Genomic DNA, 22,831 nt, shown 5'->3' with positions numbered 1-22,831 from the left:
GATTATTCTCCTTTCAGAGCATCAAATTTAGCTTTCATGGTTGGATTTTTGCGGGTCAATTTTTTGACTGATACATCATCCAACTTATTATTAGCGAGGCGGAGTTGATTTTCTGATGTGGTGAGGAATTTCTTGACTTCTTCCATTCGCTTGATGGCTTTGTCGATTTCATCGATGGCCTTACCGAAGTTGACGGAGGCTGAATTGTAGTTCTTAGCAAAGGCAACCTTGAAGGCGTCTAGATCTTCTTCAAAGTGGGTGATGTCAATATTTTGCTCACGGATAAGTGCTAGTTCTTGCTTGTATTTAAGAGAATTAAGAGCCGCATTGCGCAAGAGGGTAATCATGGGCAAGAAGAACTGAGGCCGGATAACATACATCTTCTCATAGACGTAGGACACATCGACAATACCCGAATTGTAGAGCTCGCTATCAGCCTCAAGAAGTGTCACCAGAATAGCATACTCGCAACCTTTCTCCCGCCGGTCCTTATCCAGCTCTTTGAAGAAATGCTCGTTTTTCTTCTTGGTCGCTGTCTCATCGCCTTCATTTTTCATCTCAAACATGATAGAGAGGATTTCTATACCATTTTCATCCACCTCACGGTAAATGTAGTCACCCTTGCTGCCAGTTCTTGCATCATTGTCCTTGCCAAACTCAGCTCGTGGAAACATAGCCATACGATTCTTGTTAAACTCATACTCGCAGTGCTGTTCCAAACTCTCGCCAATCATCTTAGTAGACTGCTTAGCTTTGAAATCCTTGTAGAACTCTATGGTCTCGTCTTTCTGCCGCAGCTCTACCTCATAGCGCTCTTTGAGAGAAGTCTGGGCGAGTGCTGCTTCCTTTTCTTGCAAGGCTAGCTGATTCTTAACCTCGTCTCGCTCTTTTTCCAGTGCAGATAAAGTCTTTTGCAGTTGATTCTCATGCTCCAAGCGCAAAGTGGCCAACTGATTCTCCAGTGCTTGCACTTCTTTTTCTTTCTTTAGCAGACTTTGGCTAGCGGTTTGCTCCACCTCTTTTTTGGCCAATTCTTTTTCAGTATCAAACTGTTGAATCTGGTTTTGTAACTGGGCAATTTCTTGGTCCTTCTTTGCTAACTTCTCTTGTTGCTCATTAAGGGCCTTTTGCTCAGCCAAAGCCAACTCTTGGCGAATTCGCTCATGAATTTCCTTGTCAAACTCCGCTGTCCGTACCTGTGACAAGAGTTCGCTGTATTGACTTTCATTGACTGTAAAAACTTCCCCACAGTTGGGGCACTTGATTTCGTTCATAGCATGCCTCTTTCTCTATTCTTAGTATATTATATCATGCCACCAGTAAAATCAAAACCAGCAAACGAGGCTTGCTCCTACTATTTCCCTCCACAATCAAGTTTATGGCAATGAATAGAGTAAATGAGAGCATTTGAGAAAGCAGAACGATGACCATTGAAACTTCCCGCCGTGAGAAAAGAGGCTGGGACAAAAGTCCTAGCCTCTCAATTGTCTTTGGATTATCGAGCAAGACGCAGTGGTTGAGTGGGCTCTACTACGCTGATTTTATCAGCTTTTACAACCCTACTCAACTGTGCGGAGGTGGGACGACGAAATCGAATTCTAACGAATTACCGATTTCTGTCCCACTCTCTCGGTAGATTTGAGACGGAAGGCTCAAATCTAAGGTATGGAATCCCAAAGGGAGTCGCTACCGTCCGCCCTCACCTAAGGGAAGTTGATAAAAGGACAAAACCAGCAAGCTAGGCTTACTGGCTTTAGTTTATTTCTTCTCAATCGGAGCAACACTGGCCAAGAGTTTTTTGAGACCCACTTCTGGGAAGTTGATCTTGAGCTCTTGGGTGTTGCCACTACCAGATACTTCAAGCACAGTTCCTTCTCCCCACTTCTTGTGAATGGCAATATCACCAATGGCCCAAGCGACACTTTCTTTGGTGCTAGAACGGTTGCTATTGCCAAAGGGGAGGCTTGATGACGTGAGGGCACTTGGGGCTACTTGTCTCTTGCGCTCTTGAAGGGCTTGCGACAGGCTCATTCCTTTTCCGAAGGTCGTTCCACCTCCATTGCTATACGAAGCCTTAAAGCTAGTGTTGGCTGGACGCGCTAATCCTTGATAGGTCAATAAATCCGAGCTAATTTCATTGATAAAACGCGTCGGGCGGTTGTAGCTGGTCCGTCCAAAGAGCAAACGTGAATTGGCATTGGTTAAGAAGAGAACCTTCTCTGCCCGTGTGATCCCTACATAAGCCAAGCGACGTTCTTCTTCCAACTCATCTGGATCCTCAGCTGCTCGACTAAGAGGAAAGACATTTTCTTCCATCCCAATCAAGAAGACGACTGGAAACTCCAATCCTTTAGCCGCGTGAAGGGTCATCAAGGTGACTTCTGAGGTCTCTTGCGCTCCATCATCTGTATCGGCAATCAAAGCCAAATCGTTCAAGAAACGACTCAAGGTCTCCACACCTGATTCGTCTTTGACGGTCTCTCCATTTTCATCAAAATTCTTGGTAACAGATAGGAACTCTTGGATATTCTCGATGCGGGCCTGACTTTCCAAATTTCCTTGATTGGTTAGGGCCGTCATGTAGCCTGTCTTGTCAAGGACTTCTTCGACCAACTCTGTAATGGTCAGCTGGTCCAATCTTTCTCTCAAATCAAGAATGAGATTGGCAAAGTCCCAGATGGCTTGGGCAGCCTTTCCTTTGATGCCTGATAGCATGATATTGGCTGAAGCATCTAGAAGTGAAGACTCTTGCATTTGAGCAAAATCACGAATCTTATCCACTGTACCTGGCCCGATTCCCCGCTTGGGTTCATTGATAATGCGCTCAAAACTGATATTGTCACTGAGGTTAGCAATCAAGTTCAGATAAGCAATGACATCTCGAATTTCCTTCCGGCTGTAGAATTTGGTGCCCCCCACCATGGTGTAGGGAATGTTGGACTTGAGCAAGGCTTCTTCAATAGTCCGTGACTGGGCATTGGTCCGATAGAGAACAGCAAAATCACGGTGTTTGTAACCCGCTTCGCGACTGAGCTCCTCAATGGTCTTAGCAACAAAGACCGCTTCATCCTGCTCATCATTGGCCCGGTAGTAGACAATCTCTTCCCCGTCAGCATTTTGGGTCCAAAGATTCTTAGGACGACGATTTTTATTGTTTTTAATGACATCATTGGCTGCTTGCAGGATGGTTTTAGTGGAACGATAATTTTCCTCTAACAAAACGACCTTGGCATCAGGATAATCCTTCTCAAAGTCCAGGATATTCTGCATATCCGCTCCCCGCCAGCCATAAATAGACTGGTCGGCATCCCCAACGACACAGATATTTTTAAAGCGTGAAGCCAAGAGTTTGACCAACTGGTATTGGGCATGGTTGGTATCTTGATACTCATCCACATGGATGTATTGGAACTTCTGCTGGTAATAGGTCAGCACATCTGGATTTTGATCAAAAAGACGCAGGGTCAGCATAATCAAATCATCAAAGTCTACCGCTTCTGACTGACGGAGTTCCTTTTGGTAAGCCTCATAGCACTTGGCGACAATCTGGGTATACATATCTCCAGCCTGGGCAGCATAGGCCACTTCATCAATTAAGTCATTCTTGGCATTGGATATAGTTCCCAAAATGGTTCGTTCATTCCATTTCTTAGGATCCAAGTTTAACTGCTTGAGAATCCGTTTCATCAGTGTTCGTTGCTCACCTGGATCAACAATGGTAAAGTTACGATTGTAACCAATGTGATCCGCATCGTAGCGAAGGATACGCACACACATGGAGTGGAAGGTGGCGATCAAGCAATCTTGGGTTGCTGGATTCAACTGATAAGCCCGCTCTTTCATCTCCCGAGCGGCCTTATTGGTAAAGGTAATAGCCAAGATATTCCAAGGATTGACCATTTTTTCGTCAATCAAGTAAGCAATCCGATGGGTCAAGACACGTGTCTTACCAGAACCTGCCCCCGCCATGATCAAGAGGGGACCTTCTGTCGTTTGGACCGCCTCTGCCTGGCGATCATTCATACCATTCAATAAAGGATTCATCTCATACTCCTCATTCATTCAATCGTTCTATTATACCACATTTTCGCCCTTTCTCCTTTTGGAAACAGTTGGCATCATTTGAATTTTACACTCAAAAAGGCTATAATAAAGCCTTAAGAAGAACGAACATTTCCTCATCAACAACGATCCAAGTTTGTCGCTTAGGAGGAAATCTACAGAAGTCTGGAGGAGGTCTAAGTGAATCAATCACAAAGTAATTTAAAACTAGCCGAACGTGGAGCCTTGATCAGTATTGTCGCCTACCTGATTCTTTCCGCTGCCAAATTAGCAACAGGCCACCTGCTTCACTCCTCCAGTTTGGTCGCGGATGGTTTTAATAACTTATCCGATATTATCAGTAATGTCGCCCTTCTCATTGGCATTCGCATGGCCCGCCAGCCAGCTGACCGCGACCATCGATTTGGTCATTGGAAGATTGAAGATCTAGCTAGCCTGGTAACTTCCATCATCATGTTTTATGTGGGCTTTGATGTCCTACGAGATACGGTTCAAAAAATCCTCAGCAGGGAAACAACTGTTATTGATCCTTTAGGAGCCATTGTTGGAGTTGGGTCAGCCCTTGTCATGTTTGCGGTCTATCTTCATAACCGCACTTTAGCCAAGAAAGCCCAGTCCAAGGCTCTCAATGCTGCTGCTAAAGATAACCTGTCTGACGTGGTCACTTCTTTAGGAACCTCTGTTGCGATTGGAGCTAGTGCTCTTAACTATCCGATTGTGGACCAATTAGTGGCCATCGTTATTACCTTCTTTATCCTAAAAACTGCCTACGACATTTTCATTGAATCCTCCTTCAGCCTCTCAGATGGATTTGATGAAAGTCTTCTTGATAAATACAAGGCTGCTATTCTGGAATTGCCAAAGGTCAGACGGGTAAAATCCCAACGAGGACGGACCTACGGTAGTAATATTTATCTAGATGTCGTCATCGAAATGAATCCAGATCTCTCTGTTTATGAGAGCCATGCCATTACCGAAGAGGTCGAACATCTTCTCAAAGATCAGTTTGGTATCTTTGACATTGATGTCCATGTGGAACCAAGTTCCATCCCAGAAGATGAAATTTTAGACAATGTCCTTCTCAAACTAAAAACCTACGAAGAACGCTTGCAGGCTCAACAAGAATATTCAACCCTCCTAGCAGACAACTTCACCCTCATCGATGAGTTTGGCCAAGAAAGCCACAAAAAGGATCTCGTTCGTTTGCAAGAAGAGCATCAGATTCCTTTTAAGAATTTCGAAATCGAATCCATCAGTCAAAAGACCAAATTGATTCGCTATGAGTTAAATAACCAGATCCATACCAGTCTCTGGCGTCGCCATGAACACTGGCAAAAGGTCTTTCATCAAATCACTAGTAAACAAGAAAAATAGATCCCTCTACCTCAATCTAACCAGAACAAAAAGCTACTGCAATTCCTTTCTGCAGTAGCTTTTTTGTAAGAAAAAATAGTCCTCATGGACTATTCTTCTTCTTTAATAAAACCAAATTTATTGAGGGGGTACAATCTGAAATCGACAACACCCTCAATCTGATCTGCTTGAATATAACCAAATTCACGACTGTCTTTGGTATTGTTGCGATCATCATTTAGGACTAAGTAACTATTACTAGGTACTTTTCCAGCCTTGGTTCCCTTGAGTTCTCTAGAGAAAAAATCATTTGTAAAATAATCGCCACTTGGGGCAGCCAAATGTTTGGTCTTCATCTTGTCCAAATACGGCTCTGCTGTAGCTACACCATTCAGATAAAAGACATCATCCACATAGCTGACCTCATCGCTCTCTATCGCAATGACACGTCCAAGATATTGTTTCTCTTTTACATGATAGAGGACCAAGTCCGTTCGATCAATTTTCCCCTTTTTAGTCGCTAATACTAAATCATCTTTCTTAACGGAGGCATTGGCCATTTGATCAGATACCCACAATGGTTGAAAAACAAATAGGCGCAAAGTAATAAGTACCAAGCCCAATATTCCAATGATGATCATATTCCGAATCAAATCCCTTTTCGACATTCCTATCCCCCCTTTCAGCTCATTTCATTATACCATTTTATTAGACAATAAAAAAGGCCCACATTCCCAAATTGTCAGAAACTTGCTCTAAAAAGAAAAACCTTGTCTCCAAGCTTTTAACTTAGAAAACAAGGTTTGTTCATTGGTTAGATTAACGTACTGTACGGATACGCATTGTGTTTGTACGAACAGCTTCGCCAAGTGGCACACCTGCAACGATAACGATATCGTCACCAGATTCTACAAGACCTGCTTCTACTGCTTTACGTTCTGCGATTTCGAACATATCGTCAGTTGATGATGGAGCATCTGTCAACATTGGGATAACACCCCAGTTCAACATCAATCCACGTTCAGTCAATTCGTCAAATGTCAATGCCAAGATGTCAGCATTTGGACGATATTTAGAAATCAAACGTGCAGTGTGACCAGTCTTAGTCAAAGTTACAACCAATTTGATGTCCATTGAGTTTGTAGCATCTTTAACAGCTGAAGCCATAACTTCTGTCTTAGAGTTACGTTCGAAAGTATCTGAGTTCAAACGTCCGTATTCGTTAAGAAGAGTTTGTGCGTTCTTGTCAATTGTAGCCATTGTTGTTACTGACTCAAGTGGGTATTTACCGTTTGCAGACTCACCTGAAAGCATTGTAGCGTCAGTTCCGTCGATAACAGCGTTAAATACGTCTGATACTTCTGAACGAGTTGCACGTGGTTTTTCAGTCATTGTTTCAAGCATGTTTGTTGCTGTGATAACAACTTTACCTGCTGCGTTCACTTTAGTGATGATCATTTTTTGGTAAACTGGAACCATTTCGAATGGTACTTCGATACCCATGTCACCACGAGCGATCATGATACCGTCAGCAGCTTCAATGATTTCATCCAAGTTATCGATACCTTGTTGGTTTTCGATTTTCGCAAACAATTGAACATGACCGTTACCAGTTTCTTCACAGATGGCACGAACTTCGTTCACGTCTTTTGCAGTACGTACGAATGAGATCGCGATGAAGTTGATACCTTGTTCCAAACCAAAACGGATATCATCGTTATCGCGTTCAGCAAGAGCTGGGAAAGGAATTTTCGTGTTAGGGATGTTCACACCTTTCTGCTTAGCAATAATACCGTCATTTTCAACAACTACTTCAAATTCACGAGTTTCATCGTCTTTAGCGAAAATACGAAGACCCAATTTACCATCGTCAACCAAGACTTGATGACCAACTTCAACATCATCGTAGATATCAAGACCACCAGCAACGTTCAAAGCAATCACTTCACGAGTTGATTTGATACCTTGTTTAGTCGCAACACGGATCTTTTCACCAGTCTTGTATGAGTACTCTTTAGCATCGCCTTCGAACAATTCAGTACGGATTTCTGGACCTTTAGTATCGAGAAGGAAACCAACTTTTTTACCTGCAAGTTTTTCTGCGAGTTTAACAGTTGCCATACGGTCACCTTGTTCTTGGTGGTCACCGTGTGAGAAGTTGAAACGGAAAGTGTTTGCTCCAGCTTCTATCAATTGAGCAATGTTTTCAGCTGAAGCTTCAACATCAAGTTTTTCACCCCAGTATCCGTCATCACCGAATTTTTTACCACCACGGATTTCTACCGCAGGACCTAAGGTTGCAACGATTTTTACACGTTTGTTCATGATTTCTATGACTCCTTTTAAAATACACTGTCTTTTTAGACAAATTTTAACAAATAAATATTAAATAGAAGATAAGCTACGGTTCAACTCTGCAAGGTTCAAGTCAGCCTTGTGAGGGTTGTTCACTTTAATCTTACCATCTTCAGTTAAGCTAAAGAGGGCACCTTCTTCAGCACTACCAAGAATTGGGTTTTCTACCATTTGTTCATTGCGGATACCAACAGCTACGCCACCGATACCATCTTTCAACAACTTAACAGCATGTGCACCCAAACGTGAAGCAAGAACACGGTCACGCGCAGTAGGTGAACCACCACGTTGGATATGTCCAAGTTCTGTTACACGAAGATCGCTTGTATCTCCAGCATCTTTCAAGGCTTTACCAAATTCAGCAGCAGACATCACACCTTCAGCAAGGACGATGATATTGTGTGTACGACCTTTTTCGTAGCCCTTCTTGATACTCTCAACGACATCCTCGATAGCAAAGCCTTCTTCTGGAATGATAATTTCATCCGCACCAGAAGCAATACCAGACCAAAGGGCGATATCCCCGGCATGACGTCCCATTACCTCGATAACGAAAGTACGATGGTGACTAGATGATGTATCGCGGATCTTATCAATCGCGTCCATAACAGTTGTAACAGCTGTATCAAATCCGATTGTAAAATCTGTACCAACGATATCATTATCAATTGTCCCAGGAAGTCCTACAGCTGGGAAGCCATGTTCTGTCAAACGCATCGCACCGTGGTATGATCCATCACCACCGATAACGACGACACCTTCGATTCCATGTTTCTTCAACTGCTCGATCCCTTTTAATTGACCTTCGCGTTCAGCAAATTCAGGATAGCGAGCTGAATGAAGCATCGTTCCACCACGAGAAATAATATCTCCAACTGATGAAGCATCTAATTGATGGATATCACCAGCAACCATACCAGCGTATCCATTATAGATACCAAATACTTCCATTCCTTCGGAAATTGCTTGGCGAACAACTGCACGGATAGCGGCATTCATTCCAGGGGCATCTCCACCACTGGTTAAAACAGCAATACGTTTCATTTCGATATTTGCTCCTTTTTTCTTTTACATTCTAAATGATTATAACACAAAGAGCCTCAAATTTCTCCTATTTTCCGTAGATTTTATCGATAAATCGTTTTCATAGCAATACTTGCCAGTTCATTTTCTAACTTATCGTTTTTCTGGACGGAAACTCCTTTTAATTGAATGGTCTTTTTCTCCTCTTCATAGCGAATAACGACAGGATAGGGACCTGGATAGGCTTTTAAAATATCTAAGACTGCCCGGTCCTCTTGGTGATCAAACAATTGAATCCAAAAACGCTGATTGGTAGCTTCTTCTGCTTCCATCAAAATCATTTGGAGACGACCATCTCTAGATTGTACTTTCCCCTTGAGATAGTAATAGCCCTTCTCTCTTATTTTTACACTATACTGGCGATAAGTATCTGGGAAAAGGGTGACATCCATCTTCTTTTGGAGATCAGAAACTTGTAAAAAGGCCATATTTTCCCCATTTTTGGTTCGAATGGTCCGGATGGATTGGACTTCGACTAGGATGGTGGCCTGTTCTCCTTCATTTAAAGAAGCAATCGGTCGAGTCGGTTGGCTATTTGCTGCTACAATTTCCACCAGAGGATGAGGGCTGAGACCGACCCCAATGACCCTCTGCTCCATTTCATACTTCTCGGCCTTGCTATAATCCTCAGCATCCATCCAGGAATAATTAGCCTGGCCAAATAAGCTACCCAATTCATCCGCAAAGACAAATAGGTTGGGAAGATTTTGAAGGACTTTTCTGCGATTCTTTTCAAAGCAGTCAAACAAGCCCAATTCTACCAGTGGCGTTAAGAGAGGAAGTTTGTGGTACTGGTTGGGCAAGCGCAAGATAAAATCTTCAATACTTTCAAAGGGACGTTGGTCAATAATCCAATAGGCTAGATCTTTTGGAAGACCCTTGATGTTTTTCATCCCTAGATAAATCTTCTGATCTTGGAATTTATCCTTATAAGGAATGGTATTAATGGTCAAAGGAGCTACTTGGAAGTCAAATTGCAAAGCATCTGTCAAATAGTCACTACTAGAGTAGTTGAGCATAATGTCAAAGAAGACATCTGGATAATGGACTTTAAAGTAAGCCAATTGGAAGGCCAAGGCTGAGTAGGCATAGGCATGGGAACGGTTGAAGCCATAGCCAGCAAATTTTTCCATAATGGCAAAGACTTTCTTGGCTTTTTCTCCACTATGCCCAAGCGCGACAGCCCCCTTGATAAAGTCATCTTCCATCCGATGCATTTCTGCCACGTTCTTTTTCCCCATGGCCCGTCTGAGAATATCGGCTTTCCCTAGACTAAAGCCAGCAAAGGTCTGGGCCACCTGCATGACTTGTTCCTGATAGAGCATGATGCCATAAGTTGGTGCTAGAATCCCTTCCAAACTAGGATCAATCATATCGAGCTTCTCTTTGCCATGCTTGCGTTTGACGAAATTATCGATATAGTCACTAGCCCCAGGCCGGTTCAAAGATGTGGTCGCAACAATTTCTTCAAAACAGCTAGGTTGAACTCGTCTAAGCAAACGGATAGCACCTGTTTGCTCAAACTGGAAGATTCCCTTGGTATTACCCGCAGCAAATAAAGCAATCGTTTCTGGATCTTCTAGAGGAATATCCTCGATTTTAATATCCTTTTGATATTTTTCCTTCACTGCTTCCTGCATCCGTTGAGCAAAGGTTAAATTTCGCAGTCCTAAGAAGTCCATCTTGAGCAAGCCATTTGCCTCAACACCATGGGCATCATATTGGGTCAGATTCATCTCCTCACCCATCTTGATCGGAATTTGATTGGTGAGGTCTTCTCCACTCATGACGACACCTGCCGCATGAATCGACGTCTGACGCGGTTGCCCTTCAATCCTCTTCGCAATTTCAAACCCCTTACGGTATTCTGGACGACTTTGGATGGCTTGACGGAAGGCTAAATTCTTTTCATAAGCAGAGGCTAAGGTGTCCCGTAAGCCAATCCGCTTGGTAAGGTTGGTTAACTCATACTCTGGGGTTCCAAATCTCTTAAAAACATCTCGAATGGCTTGTTTCGCTCCAAAAGTTGAGAAGGTCACAATTTGAGCCACATGAGGACTGCGGTAGCGATTTTTAACATACTGAATAAATTTGGGACGATAAACATCTGGAATATCAATATCAATATCTGGCATGGTATAGCGTTCCAGATTCAAAAAGCGCTCAAAGAGGAGATTGTTCTTGACTGGATCAATCCCTGTGATATCCAAGACATAGGCCACTAGACTACCAACTGCTGATCCACGGCCCATCCCCATATAGTATCCCTGACTTCGACCAAACCGTAATAAATCCCAGACAATCAAGAAGTAGTCATCAAAGCCCATCTGATGGATGACCGCTAATTCATGACGCAAACGCTCTTGGTAAACCGTCTGGTCCAGCCCCTTGCTTCTCAAGCCCTCCTCAGCCAACTCACGTAATTCCTCGACAGCAGGCTTCTCTGGATTAAAACGGGGAAGCTTTAATTGCGTATCAATCTCATAATGAACAACCGAAAGGGTCTCCTCTAGATAAGAAATACTATCTGGATAATTATGAGCAAAGGCCCGCTCCAACTCTTCTGGTGGCAGGAACATCATAGAAGTGTCAACAGCTCCTACTTCCTTCAGACTGCAATTATTACGAATAGCGTGGAGCATCTGAAGACTCTCCAAATCACTCGTAGAAAAATAGCGGACCGTATGGAGTGGGAAAACAGGACGAGAAAACTGTTTCGCTGGAGTATCTGGAAAGACACCAATCGCAAAGTCTTGGCCCAAGTCTAAATACTCAATCCCTTCAAAATAGGGAACGACGATGGCTAGATCATCCAACAAGTGTTGGAAAGCCGACCAGTCTGTTGTCCCCATCATTTTCATGCTGGAAATCTTGATTAAATGTTTATAGCCTTTGGTTCCTAATGCAATCAAACGGATAGATAAAGGACCCACCGGTAACTCGACCTCCAAATCAAGACCTAGGACAGCCCCCATACCAGCTTTTTGACACTCTTCTAAAAACTCGTAGCCCCCATATAAATTATCTATGTCCATGAGACCAATTTGTTGGTAACCCATTTCTTTGGCACGCTGAATATAGTCTCGAATAGAGACTAAACTGTCCATAAAGGTATAAACCGATTTTGTGTCCAGTTGTGTAATCACCTTGCACTCCTTTTCGTCCGTTCTTTCCTTCTATTATACAGGAAATCCGCCAAAGAAGACACTCTTACCCATTGCCAATCCTGCCTAACAAAAAAAACAGATCAACTGATCTGCTTTCCTTTCTCTTACGGAAGACATGGGATTCGAACCCACGCACGCTGTTACACGCCTACCGCGTTTCCAACACGGCCTCTTAAGCCTCTTGAGTAATCTTCCAAACTAGTATCCATTATACGGAAAAGCGCTCCTCCTGTCAACAAAAAATTTAGGAATCGCTCACAAGATATCATTGCTTGATAGATTTTAAAGAAACAAAAAACGACAAGGATTTGTCGTTTGCATGTATAAAAATGGAGCCGGTGGGAGTATGAAAAACATTAATTTATCAACTTATTTTGTATTTATGGTCTGTTTTTGGGTCTGATTGTGAAATTTAACGAATAAACGTAATATTCTAGTTTCTTTCTATTATAATAGACAAAAAGAAGAATTGCCGTTATAACAGACAAAAATGGAAAATTTATTTTATTTCTAATTTTTCCGCAAGATCATATAATTTTTCAGCTGTAAGTAGGGCCATTTTATCCATACTAGTCTTTCCTTTTCTAAGGTCAGCCACTGTAGACCAAGGAACGCCTGCACCTTTAGCGATTGCGGTTGTACTTATTTCAATGCTTTTTTATAACTTTTTTATTTTTTTACAACAAAAAAGCCCTACTAGCCATAAGCTAGTAGGGTTGAATTGTATTTTGAATTATTCCAGCATACCCCATAAATCAGTACGGTTTCCGGCTTCATCTACGGGACCAATAGCCATATAGTTACGGTTGCCAGAAGCTCCCACGTAAGAGATCCAACGGAAACCTGCATTAGTACCCTTAGAATCATAACGGACCTTTTCCCCCGGTTGGTAAGTTGCCACGATTTCACCAGTTAAATCCGGATAACGGCGGACGTTGATAGGACTATCGCCAACTGTAAAGGTAGCTTCTTCAGGGAAGAATGGAACTTCATGGTTTTCCATAACTTCTGTAATGATTTCTTTCAATTCTTCTTTCTCTAGCGGTTCGCCCTTAGGACGGAAAGCGGTAGGATAAAGCGCACTATATGGATAGATAGCTAAATCAAAGCTAGCGCCTCCGTTTGGTCCAGGGGTACCGGTTTGGTTTTGACCAAGGAACCAACCTTGTGAGCCATCAATATCGGCTACGAAGACAGCGACGTGAGAAACCGGCGTTACTGCTGTTTCCATAAAGATTCCTACTTCCCCACCTTGCATAATTTCCACTTCATCAAAGTAATCAAGAATACCGTTATAATGACGCTGTTCCCAAAGATCTTTAACATAACCGGAATCTGTACAATTCGCAAACGGTACGCCCAGCCATAAGCAATACTTAGCGTAACCGTCCCAGCATTGCCAGCCGTACCAGCCATCAATGTCAAAACCTTGCCCCAATACTTCATCTTGAAATAGTTTTACTTTATCCATTTTTTATCCTCACTTTTTCCATTCTTCATTAGCTTTTTTTACAGCCGCCTCAATAAAAGTATTGAGTTCTTCATTTGTCAGATAAATATTTTGAGATTCTAGACCATTAATCAAGCAACCTTTAGCATGCTCTAGTTTCTCAGCTCCATGAATTCCTAATGTCCCTGCCACTTGCTCAGTAGCATTTACTGCATTTTTGGCTAGGATTTCCACTACTTCCAATGCCTTTTTACCACCACGAGTAAGAAGATACTCTTTGAGTGATTTAACAGCAATTCCTACGAAAGCGACAAAAATAGCCATTAGTGAATTAACTACGATTCCTGTGATTTGATTCATTATCTTTTCTCCTTTTTTTAATCAACTTACTTGGTTCTTCCAAGCCTTCTTTTAACTGGAATTTATTATGATCAATATTCTGCTTGATGAGATGATCAAGGCCGGGGATTTCAACTCCCAAAGCTGAGAGGCTAGCCAGAATACTAGATCCGTACGCTGCCATCATTGCTACAATAAAGGCATCAACAACAGGCCCTAGATTCATGTATAGGGTGAAAGGATAGCCAATAGCTACAATCAAAATTATTGCTGTGTGACTAACTAGTCCTTTTCGCCATTTTCTGCTAGAAAACTCATGATAGGCCCAGGCTCTAGATACGCCTAAAACAATATCCAGAGCAACGATTGCCATAAAGAGAAACACTATCATGTGTTCATCGATTCCGTGATCATAAAACTCCCTTACTACTTCAAAAATTCCAAAGATTCCATCTGGTTCTTGATACATCGATCACACTCCTTTCGATTAAGATTCTGGTTGTGCCACCGGCTGAGTCTCAAGATCTCCAGATGGTTTGTTTTGCTTCTCTTCTTTTGGCACCTCCCAATTATAGATAGCAAGTTTTCCATTTTGAAGAAGAGGACCTTTTAGGTCTTTGATGGTTTCCCCATTGTAGGTAAAGTCATAGTTGACTTGTACAAGTACCCGTTTCCCTTCGCTAAATTGTTCGGTATGGTTAGGATCTATGATGGTGAAGATGTCATGCTTTTTATAGGTCTTTCCTACTTGAGCGGTTTCCACAAGCTCAAGCGCCCGTTTGAAGAGAGTTGGATCAAGTGGGTTGTCTTGGTTGGTCACAGCTACGAGCACCGACCAATCCGCAAGAGCTTTGTTGTTTTGGATTTGAGCATCTTTCTTCTCATTCTCAACTGTAAGCTCCTGGATCTTCTGAATAGCTACCTTGTTAGCTTCGACAGATTTGTCAAGCTCTTTTTTCAGTGCAATAATTGCACCAGATGGATCCAATTCCATCCGGACGATGTTCAGAACCGCTTCAACCAGCGTAGCATCATTATCAGCCATTCGATTATTTGGCAAAGTCTCTTCAAATACTCGATATGGAGAATCCTGCTTGATTGCTACTTTGGTCGTGTTTGTCACTGCGTCAAATAATTTAAAATGTAATTTGTAATCCATTAGTTAGCCTCCTCATTTTTATTTTTGATTTCGTTAAAGAGATCCATCAAATCCTTGTCTGATTCGAGGACAGATAGCAATGCATTGTATTGTTCTTGAGCCTCTTCAAAATACGCCTTGTAATTGGCGCATTCAATTGATTTGTTTGCTAGTTGAACCCCTAAGTTATTGATAATTTTGTCTTGTGTGTTCATAGTTTTCCTTTCTAAAATTTTAGACCACGTTGGGCCGGCCAACCTAGATCATTTTGTTTAAAATGATTAATAATCTGTTCGAAGTTATAGTCGATATTCTTTAAGAAGCTAACTAAAGATATACCTTTTATGACGACATCTTCCATCCCCCATAAAACTTTTGTTTCAGTATTAATCGACACTCCTCCACCTTGCGAGCTCGGAAGAAAGTCCATTGTTCTTCCGTAAAATGTTATGGCGGTTTGAACATTACTACCCTTTCTACCGTTCCAGATCTGTATGCCGGCAGATGTGTGTTCCATGCCGATAATGCCATTACGATTACTCATAAGTGAGGTGTATGCACCTGGGACACCGCCTATTTCTCCTGTGCCAAAGACCAGATATTGCAACGGTCGGCCAGGGAATCGGTTTCTGATACCAACTCCTTCCTGATTGGTATCAATCCATCCATCTTGCAAATTGATAACCGTACCACCATTCAGTGAGGTGATTCGGCCACCTCGGACATGCTCACCAGTGATATCAATGGACTGGATTTGAGTGATCGTGGCTCTTTGAGTGAACAGCTCTTTGATAAATGCTTGATTTGATACCAGCTTGTTAATCATGGCAGAATCGACAAGCAATTTATCAGCAGTGACCGCATTTGAAGCGAGAATTTGAGTCGTGACAGAAGCAGACTCGAAGTTACCCGTCTTTAATTTATCTACCATGGCAGATTTGATAACCGCATTATCAATTAATGTCTGGCCGGTAATGTGGGTTAGACGGCCATCAATTCGATTGTTACCGTCTGCAGCAATATTGATCCCATTGATGATGTCCCCAGCGCTATTAAGGTTTTTGATAGCATACGAACCAGCAAGCTTACTTACTTGTGTTTGTGTGGCAATATCCTGTGTAGAGGTGTTGTCCGTGAATTTCTTAGGTGGACTATCTCCACGGATGAGAGAAACCTTTCCAATAGCAACGGTGCCATTCTTCAGTAGCCAAAATTCAAGAGGGAAGTCTCTTGAATTAGTTGTAGTCTTATTGACCGTCATGGTGCCCGTGATAACTTGTGTGCCAGTTTTTGAAAAAGTCACACGATCAGAAGCAATCACGCTGTTATCATTCCACAATTCAATACCAAGAGGTGCGTCTGGTAACACATCTACCCATGCTTCAATTCGATAGCTAAGTTTTTCATCTTTGGTAAAGGTTGATGTATTAAGCGGCAATGCGAACCCACGGTAAACATTGTTGGTGTTCCCCGAATTGGTAATTCTCAATAATTTTGTTGAGGCTTGAACTTCGATGATATTAGCTTCAGGTTGTTTTTTCTTCCACTTACTGAAATTGGTAGGGTCGTAGACTAAGTTAAAATCATCCAAGAAATTAGATACACGGGTGACTAGACCATCCGCAGTCTGAATCACTTGAGAAATAGACTCGTTCTGTCGCTGAATCGTCTGTGTATGGCTTTTAACTGTATCCACTACATCGTTAAATTCCACAACACTCACAATTTCAGAAGTATTAACATCATAGTCAGTCATACGATCAGAATGTTCAAGTTTCATCCCACAAATTTCAAGACTACCATTTCCATTTTGACCAAACTGAATTGAGTTATTAACTGCATCTGCTGTGAACGTGAATTGGTATCTGACCCAATCTCTATTTGAGATATTCTTGACAAGTATGCGATTTCTGTCGTTCGATGTATATGAACGCATGAGGAAATTGACGTTGTTTTGACTGCTGTTAGAATGAACCCTAGCCCAGCAAGAAATCGTGTATTTCTGACCAATTTCCAAATTAACGAATTGTCCGAAGTCTTTGTTTCCACCATTCGTGTTTCCAACAATCCGAATACCTTTCTTAATAGCGGTATGAGGTGCATCAGTAAGCGATACTACTTCTGTCCTACCATTACCACCTGAAATATTCGGTCTCCAAGTACCTTCTAAACCGTTCCCTGTTGGTATGGTAGAAGAGTTCTGCAAGAGGTTATCGTTACGAATAACGTCTCTTAACTTATTTTCAACACGGGAAATAGTCTGTTGGAATCCGTCAACTGATTTTTTGACGATATTTTGGACCTGAACAGCATTTTGGAACCCTTTGCCATCAATCAAGCGATCTACTTCCGTACGTGATAACTTTTCAGTTATCTGATCAGCCTGCAGCTCGATTTGACTTTCGGTAAGCCGTAGTCTTTCAGTAATAGGGTCAAGTTCCTGCTTAGTCGCAAGCAAATCAATCTTATCGTTTAGATTTCTTACCGTCGTAAAATTATGATCAGCCAAACTTTTAACACTAAGAGCATACTTAATAGCATTGTTTCCATCTCTCAGCGCCTCTGTTGCTACTCGGTTCGCATCATTAGCAAGTTCATTAATAGCTTGTATTCTCTCCTTCTGAGAGTCAAGCTGTGTATTAAATGACCTATCAAAATCTGCAAATTTGCTATTGACAGAATCGGTAACTTCTTTCTTAAGCACCTCAGCTTGTGCCTTAGCCTGTTCGATACCATCAGTGATATTCTGTTTCAGCTCTTTTGATTGCTTGTCATATTCTGCATTAGCATTATCAACTAATTTTTGGACCTTAGCCTCGTATTCAGCATCATGACTAGCAATTTTTTCTTTGACTACATCACGAACTATTTTGCCAATTGCACCACCTAACGAACGTGATATTTTACCAAAACCAATTTTCTTCAATTTTTTAGACATTGGACTGTAGTTATAGCTGGTAATCTTTTTGCGTATATCAACATTATAGAGTTCATAAAAGATTGATACTGTATCAAAGAGTTTTACTGGTTGATCTGCATGGCCCAATACATCAATCTCTAAGCTCTCATCTGGCAAATCACACAGACTTGACTGGAAGTATTTCTTACCGTACACTTTTAAATCATCGATGGTTTTAACATCCTGGTCTTGCACTTCCATATCATACTCGTAGATATGCTTATATTTATCTATAAGTGGACTATCTACAGTAGTCTCAAGGATTTGGCCCTTCTCTCCCTCTCCAGATGCGGTAATGGCCTTACGGAAATGGATTCTTGTCTTAAGCGATTTAGTGGTAGTGGATTCTTTGTACTCAGAAAGGTTCTTCTTGTACATAAAAAGAGATTGATTCTCAATCCCCCCATTTTTTAACAATCTCACTGAGTATTTATCTCTGACTAGATCACCACCCCATTGGCCGACAATTGAGTGTTGACCTTTCAAGAGTGCATCAATTACTGACACATTCTTAATGTTTAGAGTATGTAATCCAGAGATATCAGAAAAAAAAGTAAAAGGGCATTCTCTTTTTAGCCCTTCTACTAGCTTACTCATCACAGTAAAACCATTCACTCGATCTACATTGATCTTGCGGATACTATATCCGTTTAGTAGCGTTGCTACTTGATTGGCGTATACCGTGATATATCCGTTTCCTTTTTGGACATCAATAATTACAAATTCTTGTTCACCTGACAAATCATCTGCCAGTAAGTGAACTTCATTTTGTAGTAAGATCCATTTTCTATCACTAACAGGATACTTAAAGGTAAGTTGATAAGTATTATTTTCTTGCTGGAAGATATCGTCATCCGTACACAAATTAAGAGGGATATTCCCCTCTTTTAAATAAATCAAATGATATACCTCCAATTCCCTAGAATTTTGATTTTAGAAACATTACCAGATGTAGTTACGCCTATAACTCCTTTTGGCAGTTCAAAAAATGGCCCTCTTGTTCGCAAGGTATTCTTAAGCTGCCCGTTCAATGTATAAACATTTTGTTTCCGTTGTCTACAATCAATTTTTGCCCCACCTGATAGATTTAATCCCATTGTCTGGTTGCCAATCGTTAGAGCTACTTCTCCTTGGCCCTCGACAGTAATGATAGGTTCTGAATAGATTGTACCGGGGTTAGTAATCGTGCCACGTCCTGTCAGTACGACTTCTTGGATATTTTTTGCATATCTGAAAGGATGTTGATACACCTTGATACTTACAATCCAGTTATTTTGCCCATGAAGTGAAATTTCTGAATCAAGTAAATCTGCATAGTAAATACTACCTGGCTGATAACTAAATTCCAATACATTGTCCTGCTTTTGGAATGCATTAATAATGGCTTGAGCGTCCTCATATCGCTTAACAAATAACTTAAAAGTACGCTCATAACCATCATAAGCACCATCTTCAATGTTGTACTGACCATTCATTCCAAACAGCTTCTTCTGCTCATCATATCGAGGGATAGCGCCTTTAATATCTCCAAAATCAGTCACTACACTATCTGATATAGTATTGGTGCTGAAACTATTGATAATCAGATAATTTACTGCCATTAGATCCCCTCTCTAGCCATGATTCGTCCTTGACGTTGATAAGCATTGATGGCTAATTTTTCACCATCTAAGTAAGTATTAGAGTCTTTGTTTGATATCTTCTCAAGCCAAGTATCTAAACTTGATCTCAGAATCATCATCTCAGACACCATTCTAGACTCAGTTGTATCATATTTGGCGTTAGGCATCTGCAAAGTGGATGTGATATCTTTACTGAAAGATGCTCCTGATCCAAAATCAAAATCATCTCCTGTAAAAGAGTCTGAAATCCAGCCAGCTACTCCACCAACAGTTTTTTGCACATCTTTAAAACTATTTTGCAAGGAAGAATCAAATCCTCCCATGATAGCTTTACCAGCAGGAATCAACAATTTACGGTCATAAGAAATAGGTCCTTTATGTTCACGTATCCAATTTGCAATCCCACCGATGAAATTCTTAACGCCATCATATGCAGATTTTAATCCACCTAAGAAGCCATCAAGAATAGCTTTACCAGCATCCCAAAGGTTGATATTTGCTAATCCTGAGAAAAAGTTTTTGATTCCTGAACAGAGATTACTAACTCCGTTTTTCATAGTGTCCCATGCTGTTTGCGCACCGCTAACGATTCCGTTAATGATGCTGCCAAGGCCTGATTTGATACCTTCCCACATGCCTATTGCTGTAGATTTGATGCCTTCCCATAATCCAGACATGAAAGATTTGAAACCTTCCCAAAGACCTTTTGCACCAGCCACGAAAGCATCTATAATGCCAAGAATTGATTGACATATAGCATTCCACATTGCTTCTGCTGTTGCCTTGATAGAATCCCAGATTCCAGACAAGAATGTCTTAAGCCCTTCGAAAGCACCAGTGAAATATCCTATAATTGTAGAAATGATTCCACTAAAATAAGTACAGATACCATCCCAAATCATTGATATGGCAGATTTGATACTTTCCCAAATCAATCCTAGATCTTCACCCATTTTTGTAAAGTCTAAAGTTACCAAATCGATGATAAATAATACTGCCCCCATTACAATGCTCTTTATTAATTCCCAGGCCCCACTGAAAATCATTTTAATGCCTTCGAAAATCTGACCCAGACCATCTTTCATTCCGTTCCAAATTGACATAAAAACTTCAATAAAAGGCTGGACAATGGCCATTACTGTTTCTGTGATTGTGGTCCATGCAGTTGTTGCAGCACTAGAAATTCCATCCCACAATCCAGTAAAGAATTCCACTATTCCGTTCCAAGCATTTTTGATGCCTTCAATTACGCTATTCCAAACTTCTACAGCACCATTCCATAGATTTGTAGCACCTTCTGAGATAGTTGACCATAGACCGGTAAAGAATTTAACCAGTCCATTCCATAGCCCTTTAACAAAATCAACAAAGTCACCCCAAATTTTCTTACCTGTTTCAGTTTGGGTGAAGAACCAAACTAATGCACCAACTACAGCAGCAATTGCGATTACTAATGCTGCGATTGGGTTTGCAGCAATTGCAGCATTGAAAGCTAAAACTGCGCCTTTAACCGCCAAAAGTGCTGATTTAAATCCAATGATAATGGATTGAATAATTGTAATAGCTTTAAAAGCTAGAAAACCTGCTAAGGCTCCTGCTAGAGCAGATTTAACAACGTCCATAACTGTTTTATTCTCTCGCATCCACTTTGTAAAATCTTTTACTTTTCCTGATGCATCAGCTAAAACTTTAGTAATGGCTTCAAATGCTGAAGCTACTCCTCCAACACTATCTTTACTTTTAGCAAGTCCGAAAAGATCACTAATAAAATCACCAACAATACCAGCAACATTACTGATAACAGCGCCAATATTTTCGAACATGGTACGAAGATTATCCCCAATGTTCACAATGCTACTAGCTGTTTTCTCGTTGATTCCTAGCTTCTTTAAAAAATCTATATTGTCTTTCTTGCTCAATGATCCGAAAATCATATCATAGATAGTGCTGACCACTCCTCCTACTTTGTCAAAAACATCATAAAGATCATTCATAATGCTTTCTCCAATGTAGTCTCCGAAAAGCGTGTGCATAAGCTCACCGAGTGCAGCAGCTAAAACCTGGGGGATTCCTTTTAACACATTCCATACCATTGGAATAAGATTACCTACAAGGAAGGTTTTAACGGTTTCAAAAAGTTGATGTAATGAAGGCATAATATCTTCACCAAGAGCTAATTTTCCTAAGACGTTTTGAGCTGCTGCTTTCATAGATGCGAATGATCCACTAAATGTAGTAGCAGCTTCTTTAGCTGTCGTTCCAGTGATATCTAGATTCTCTTGAATGGCATGAATTGCTTGGTACACGTCTGACAGGTTATTGATGTCATACTTAACACCTGTCAGTTTTTGCGCATCAGCTAGTAAGCGTTGCATTTCGGTTTTTGTACCACCGTATCCTAGCTTAAGGTTGTCCAGCATTGTATAGTTTTGCTTTGCGAATCCTTGGTAAGCATCTTGGATACGGTCCATAGATGTCCCCATCTTATTGCTGTTATCTGCCATATCGACCATAGCCATGTTAGCAACATCTGCCGCCTTCCGAGTATCACCGCCTAACGATTGAAGGAGGCTGGCACTGAAGCCTGTTACATTTTCCATATAGGCATTGGCTGAAAGTCCTGTAGTTTTGTAAGCCTCGTTAGCATACTTTTTAACCACATCAGCAGAACCTTTAAATAAGGTTTCAATCCCTCCTAATGACTGTTGGAGATCTGCACCTTCCATCAATGATGAATAGATTAACTTACCAATTCCAGCAGCAGCAATCAGTTTTTTTGCGACACCAATCAATTTCCCGGCCAATGACTCGCCAGCTTCCTTACCAACTTGTGGGATATCAGCCCCAAGTTCTTTTGAGAGCATGCCTTTCATCCCACGAGCTGATGGCATAATTTGGACATATGCTTGACCTAATTCTGTCGCCATTAATTACCACCTCCAATCTTTTCTAACAATTTACTTCTGTATTCTTCAAATTCCTCTCCAGATGTAAATACCATCTGTTCCTTTTCCTTCTCAACTTTGAGAAGACTATCAACCATTGAAGCCGGACGGTTTTTGCCCTGTTGTCCATCTTTGGTTTTCATCCACACAAGCATAGATAATCGATCCAACATACTTGCCTGGATTAATAGATCAGTTGGTACATTCTGCCCTGACATTGCAACTTTTATCCTTGAATCATCACGTAGACCAAATGAAAAAACAGCTACCTGATATGCAGGTAGCTGTCTGTAATCATAAATACGATACGTCTCAGCTAAATCACAAATCAAAGCATCTTCATCAGTTTTGATCATTC

18 protein-coding genes, 1 tRNA gene and 1 pseudogene are annotated in these 22,831 nt (G+C 41.3%); 2 read left to right on the top strand and 18 right to left on the bottom strand.

Features of this window, described 5'->3' with window-relative positions:
• Positions 1 to 2: 2 nt before the first annotated feature.
• Positions 3 to 1,274, bottom strand: coding sequence for a DUF2130 domain-containing protein (locus H8S88_RS04905; protein WP_236128050.1), 1,272 nt, complete (start codon positions 1,272 to 1,274; stop codon positions 3 to 5).
• A 149-nt stretch (positions 1,275 to 1,423) separates the two neighbouring features.
• On the opposite strand from H8S88_RS04905, the gene H8S88_RS04900 reads away from it, so the two are divergent.
• Positions 1,424 to 1,636, top strand: a complete 213-nt coding sequence (locus H8S88_RS04900; RefSeq protein WP_080980944.1) for a hypothetical protein — start codon at positions 1,424 to 1,426, stop codon at positions 1,634 to 1,636.
• A 122-nt stretch (positions 1,637 to 1,758) separates the two neighbouring features.
• Here the strand turns inward: H8S88_RS04900 and pcrA are convergent, their stop codons facing one another.
• Positions 1,759 to 4,044 (bottom strand): DNA helicase PcrA, encoded by a 2,286-nt coding sequence (pcrA, locus tag H8S88_RS04895; RefSeq protein ID WP_236128049.1) that lies wholly within the window; start codon positions 4,042 to 4,044, stop codon positions 1,759 to 1,761.
• Between the two features lie 198 nt (positions 4,045 to 4,242).
• Between pcrA and H8S88_RS04890 the strand changes: the two genes are divergently transcribed.
• A complete protein-coding gene (locus H8S88_RS04890) occupies positions 4,243 to 5,436 on the top strand; it encodes a cation diffusion facilitator family transporter (RefSeq protein ID WP_236128048.1) in 1,194 nt (397 codons plus the stop codon).
• Between the two features lie 89 nt (positions 5,437 to 5,525).
• Here the strand turns inward: H8S88_RS04890 and lepB are convergent, their stop codons facing one another.
• The 16 genes and pseudogenes from lepB to H8S88_RS04810 form a co-directional block, all read right to left on the bottom strand.
• Entirely contained in the window at positions 5,526 to 6,083 is a 558-nt protein-coding gene (lepB, locus tag H8S88_RS04885) for a signal peptidase I (protein ID WP_126404045.1), read from the bottom strand.
• A 151-nt stretch (positions 6,084 to 6,234) separates the two neighbouring features.
• Positions 6,235 to 7,740 carry a pyruvate kinase gene (pyk, locus tag H8S88_RS04880; RefSeq protein ID WP_236128047.1) on the bottom strand — a complete coding sequence of 502 codons (1,506 nt, stop codon included), beginning with the start codon at positions 7,738 to 7,740 and terminating at the stop codon, positions 6,235 to 6,237.
• A gap of 60 nt (positions 7,741 to 7,800) precedes the next feature.
• The gene (pfkA, locus tag H8S88_RS04875) at positions 7,801 to 8,814 is read right to left on the bottom strand and encodes a 6-phosphofructokinase (protein ID WP_223356048.1); all 1,014 of its coding nucleotides are present in this window, start codon (positions 8,812 to 8,814) and stop codon (positions 7,801 to 7,803) included.
• An 83-nt stretch (positions 8,815 to 8,897) separates the two neighbouring features.
• Positions 8,898 to 11,999 carry a DNA polymerase III subunit alpha gene (locus tag H8S88_RS04870; RefSeq protein ID WP_236128046.1) on the bottom strand — a complete coding sequence of 1,034 codons (3,102 nt, stop codon included), beginning with the start codon at positions 11,997 to 11,999 and terminating at the stop codon, positions 8,898 to 8,900.
• 128 nt (positions 12,000 to 12,127) lie between these two features.
• Positions 12,128 to 12,215, bottom strand: a tRNA-Ser gene (locus H8S88_RS04865).
• Positions 12,216 to 12,519: 304 nt separating this feature from the next.
• Positions 12,520 to 12,672, bottom strand: coding sequence for a DNA-binding protein (locus H8S88_RS04860; RefSeq protein WP_236128204.1), 153 nt, complete (start codon positions 12,670 to 12,672; stop codon positions 12,520 to 12,522).
• 81 nt (positions 12,673 to 12,753) lie between these two features.
• Entirely contained in the window at positions 12,754 to 13,023 is a 270-nt protein-coding gene (locus H8S88_RS04855) for an SH3 domain-containing protein (RefSeq protein ID WP_236128203.1), read from the bottom strand.
• A gap of 48 nt (positions 13,024 to 13,071) precedes the next feature.
• Positions 13,072 to 13,491: pseudogene (locus tag H8S88_RS04850) on the bottom strand (peptidoglycan recognition protein family protein); the annotation flags it as partial.
• A 9-nt stretch (positions 13,492 to 13,500) separates the two neighbouring features.
• On the bottom strand, positions 13,501 to 13,830 hold the full coding sequence (locus tag H8S88_RS04845) for a phage holin (protein WP_236128045.1): 330 nt from the start codon (positions 13,828 to 13,830) through the stop codon (positions 13,501 to 13,503).
• Positions 13,802 to 14,278: a phage holin family protein gene (locus H8S88_RS04840; protein ID WP_236128044.1), complete on the bottom strand. Its 477-nt coding sequence runs from the start codon at positions 14,276 to 14,278 to the stop codon at positions 13,802 to 13,804. The genes H8S88_RS04845 and H8S88_RS04840 overlap by 29 nt, the downstream gene beginning before the upstream one ends.
• An 18-nt stretch (positions 14,279 to 14,296) precedes the next feature.
• Positions 14,297 to 14,968 carry a hypothetical protein gene (locus tag H8S88_RS04835; protein WP_236128043.1) on the bottom strand — a complete coding sequence of 224 codons (672 nt, stop codon included), beginning with the start codon at positions 14,966 to 14,968 and terminating at the stop codon, positions 14,297 to 14,299.
• Positions 14,968 to 15,162: a hypothetical protein gene (locus tag H8S88_RS04830; RefSeq protein ID WP_236128042.1), complete on the bottom strand. Its 195-nt coding sequence runs from the start codon at positions 15,160 to 15,162 to the stop codon at positions 14,968 to 14,970. The genes H8S88_RS04835 and H8S88_RS04830 overlap by 1 nt, the downstream gene beginning before the upstream one ends.
• Positions 15,163 to 15,173: 11 nt before the next feature.
• On the bottom strand, positions 15,174 to 18,806 hold the full coding sequence (locus H8S88_RS04825; protein WP_236128041.1) for a phage tail spike protein: 3,633 nt from the start codon (positions 18,804 to 18,806) through the stop codon (positions 15,174 to 15,176).
• Positions 18,803 to 19,507, bottom strand: a complete 705-nt coding sequence (locus H8S88_RS04820; RefSeq protein ID WP_236128040.1) for a phage tail protein — start codon at positions 19,505 to 19,507, stop codon at positions 18,803 to 18,805. The genes H8S88_RS04825 and H8S88_RS04820 overlap by 4 nt, the downstream gene beginning before the upstream one ends.
• On the bottom strand, positions 19,507 to 22,455 hold the full coding sequence (locus H8S88_RS04815; RefSeq protein ID WP_236128039.1) for a PblA: 2,949 nt from the start codon (positions 22,453 to 22,455) through the stop codon (positions 19,507 to 19,509). Before H8S88_RS04815 ends, H8S88_RS04820 begins: the two co-directional genes overlap by 1 nt.
• Entirely contained in the window at positions 22,455 to 22,829 is a 375-nt protein-coding gene (locus tag H8S88_RS04810; RefSeq protein ID WP_236128038.1) for a DUF5361 domain-containing protein, read from the bottom strand. The genes H8S88_RS04815 and H8S88_RS04810 overlap by 1 nt, the downstream gene beginning before the upstream one ends.
• Positions 22,830 to 22,831 lie beyond the last annotated feature (2 nt).

It is taken from the genome of Streptococcus sp. GS001 (assembly GCF_021595565.1).
GTDB classification, from domain to species: Bacteria; Bacillota; Bacilli; order Lactobacillales; family Streptococcaceae; genus Streptococcus; species Streptococcus xiaochunlingii.
Note: the sequence above shows the minus strand (reverse complement) of the source record. Positions and strands in the feature narration are given on the sequence as shown.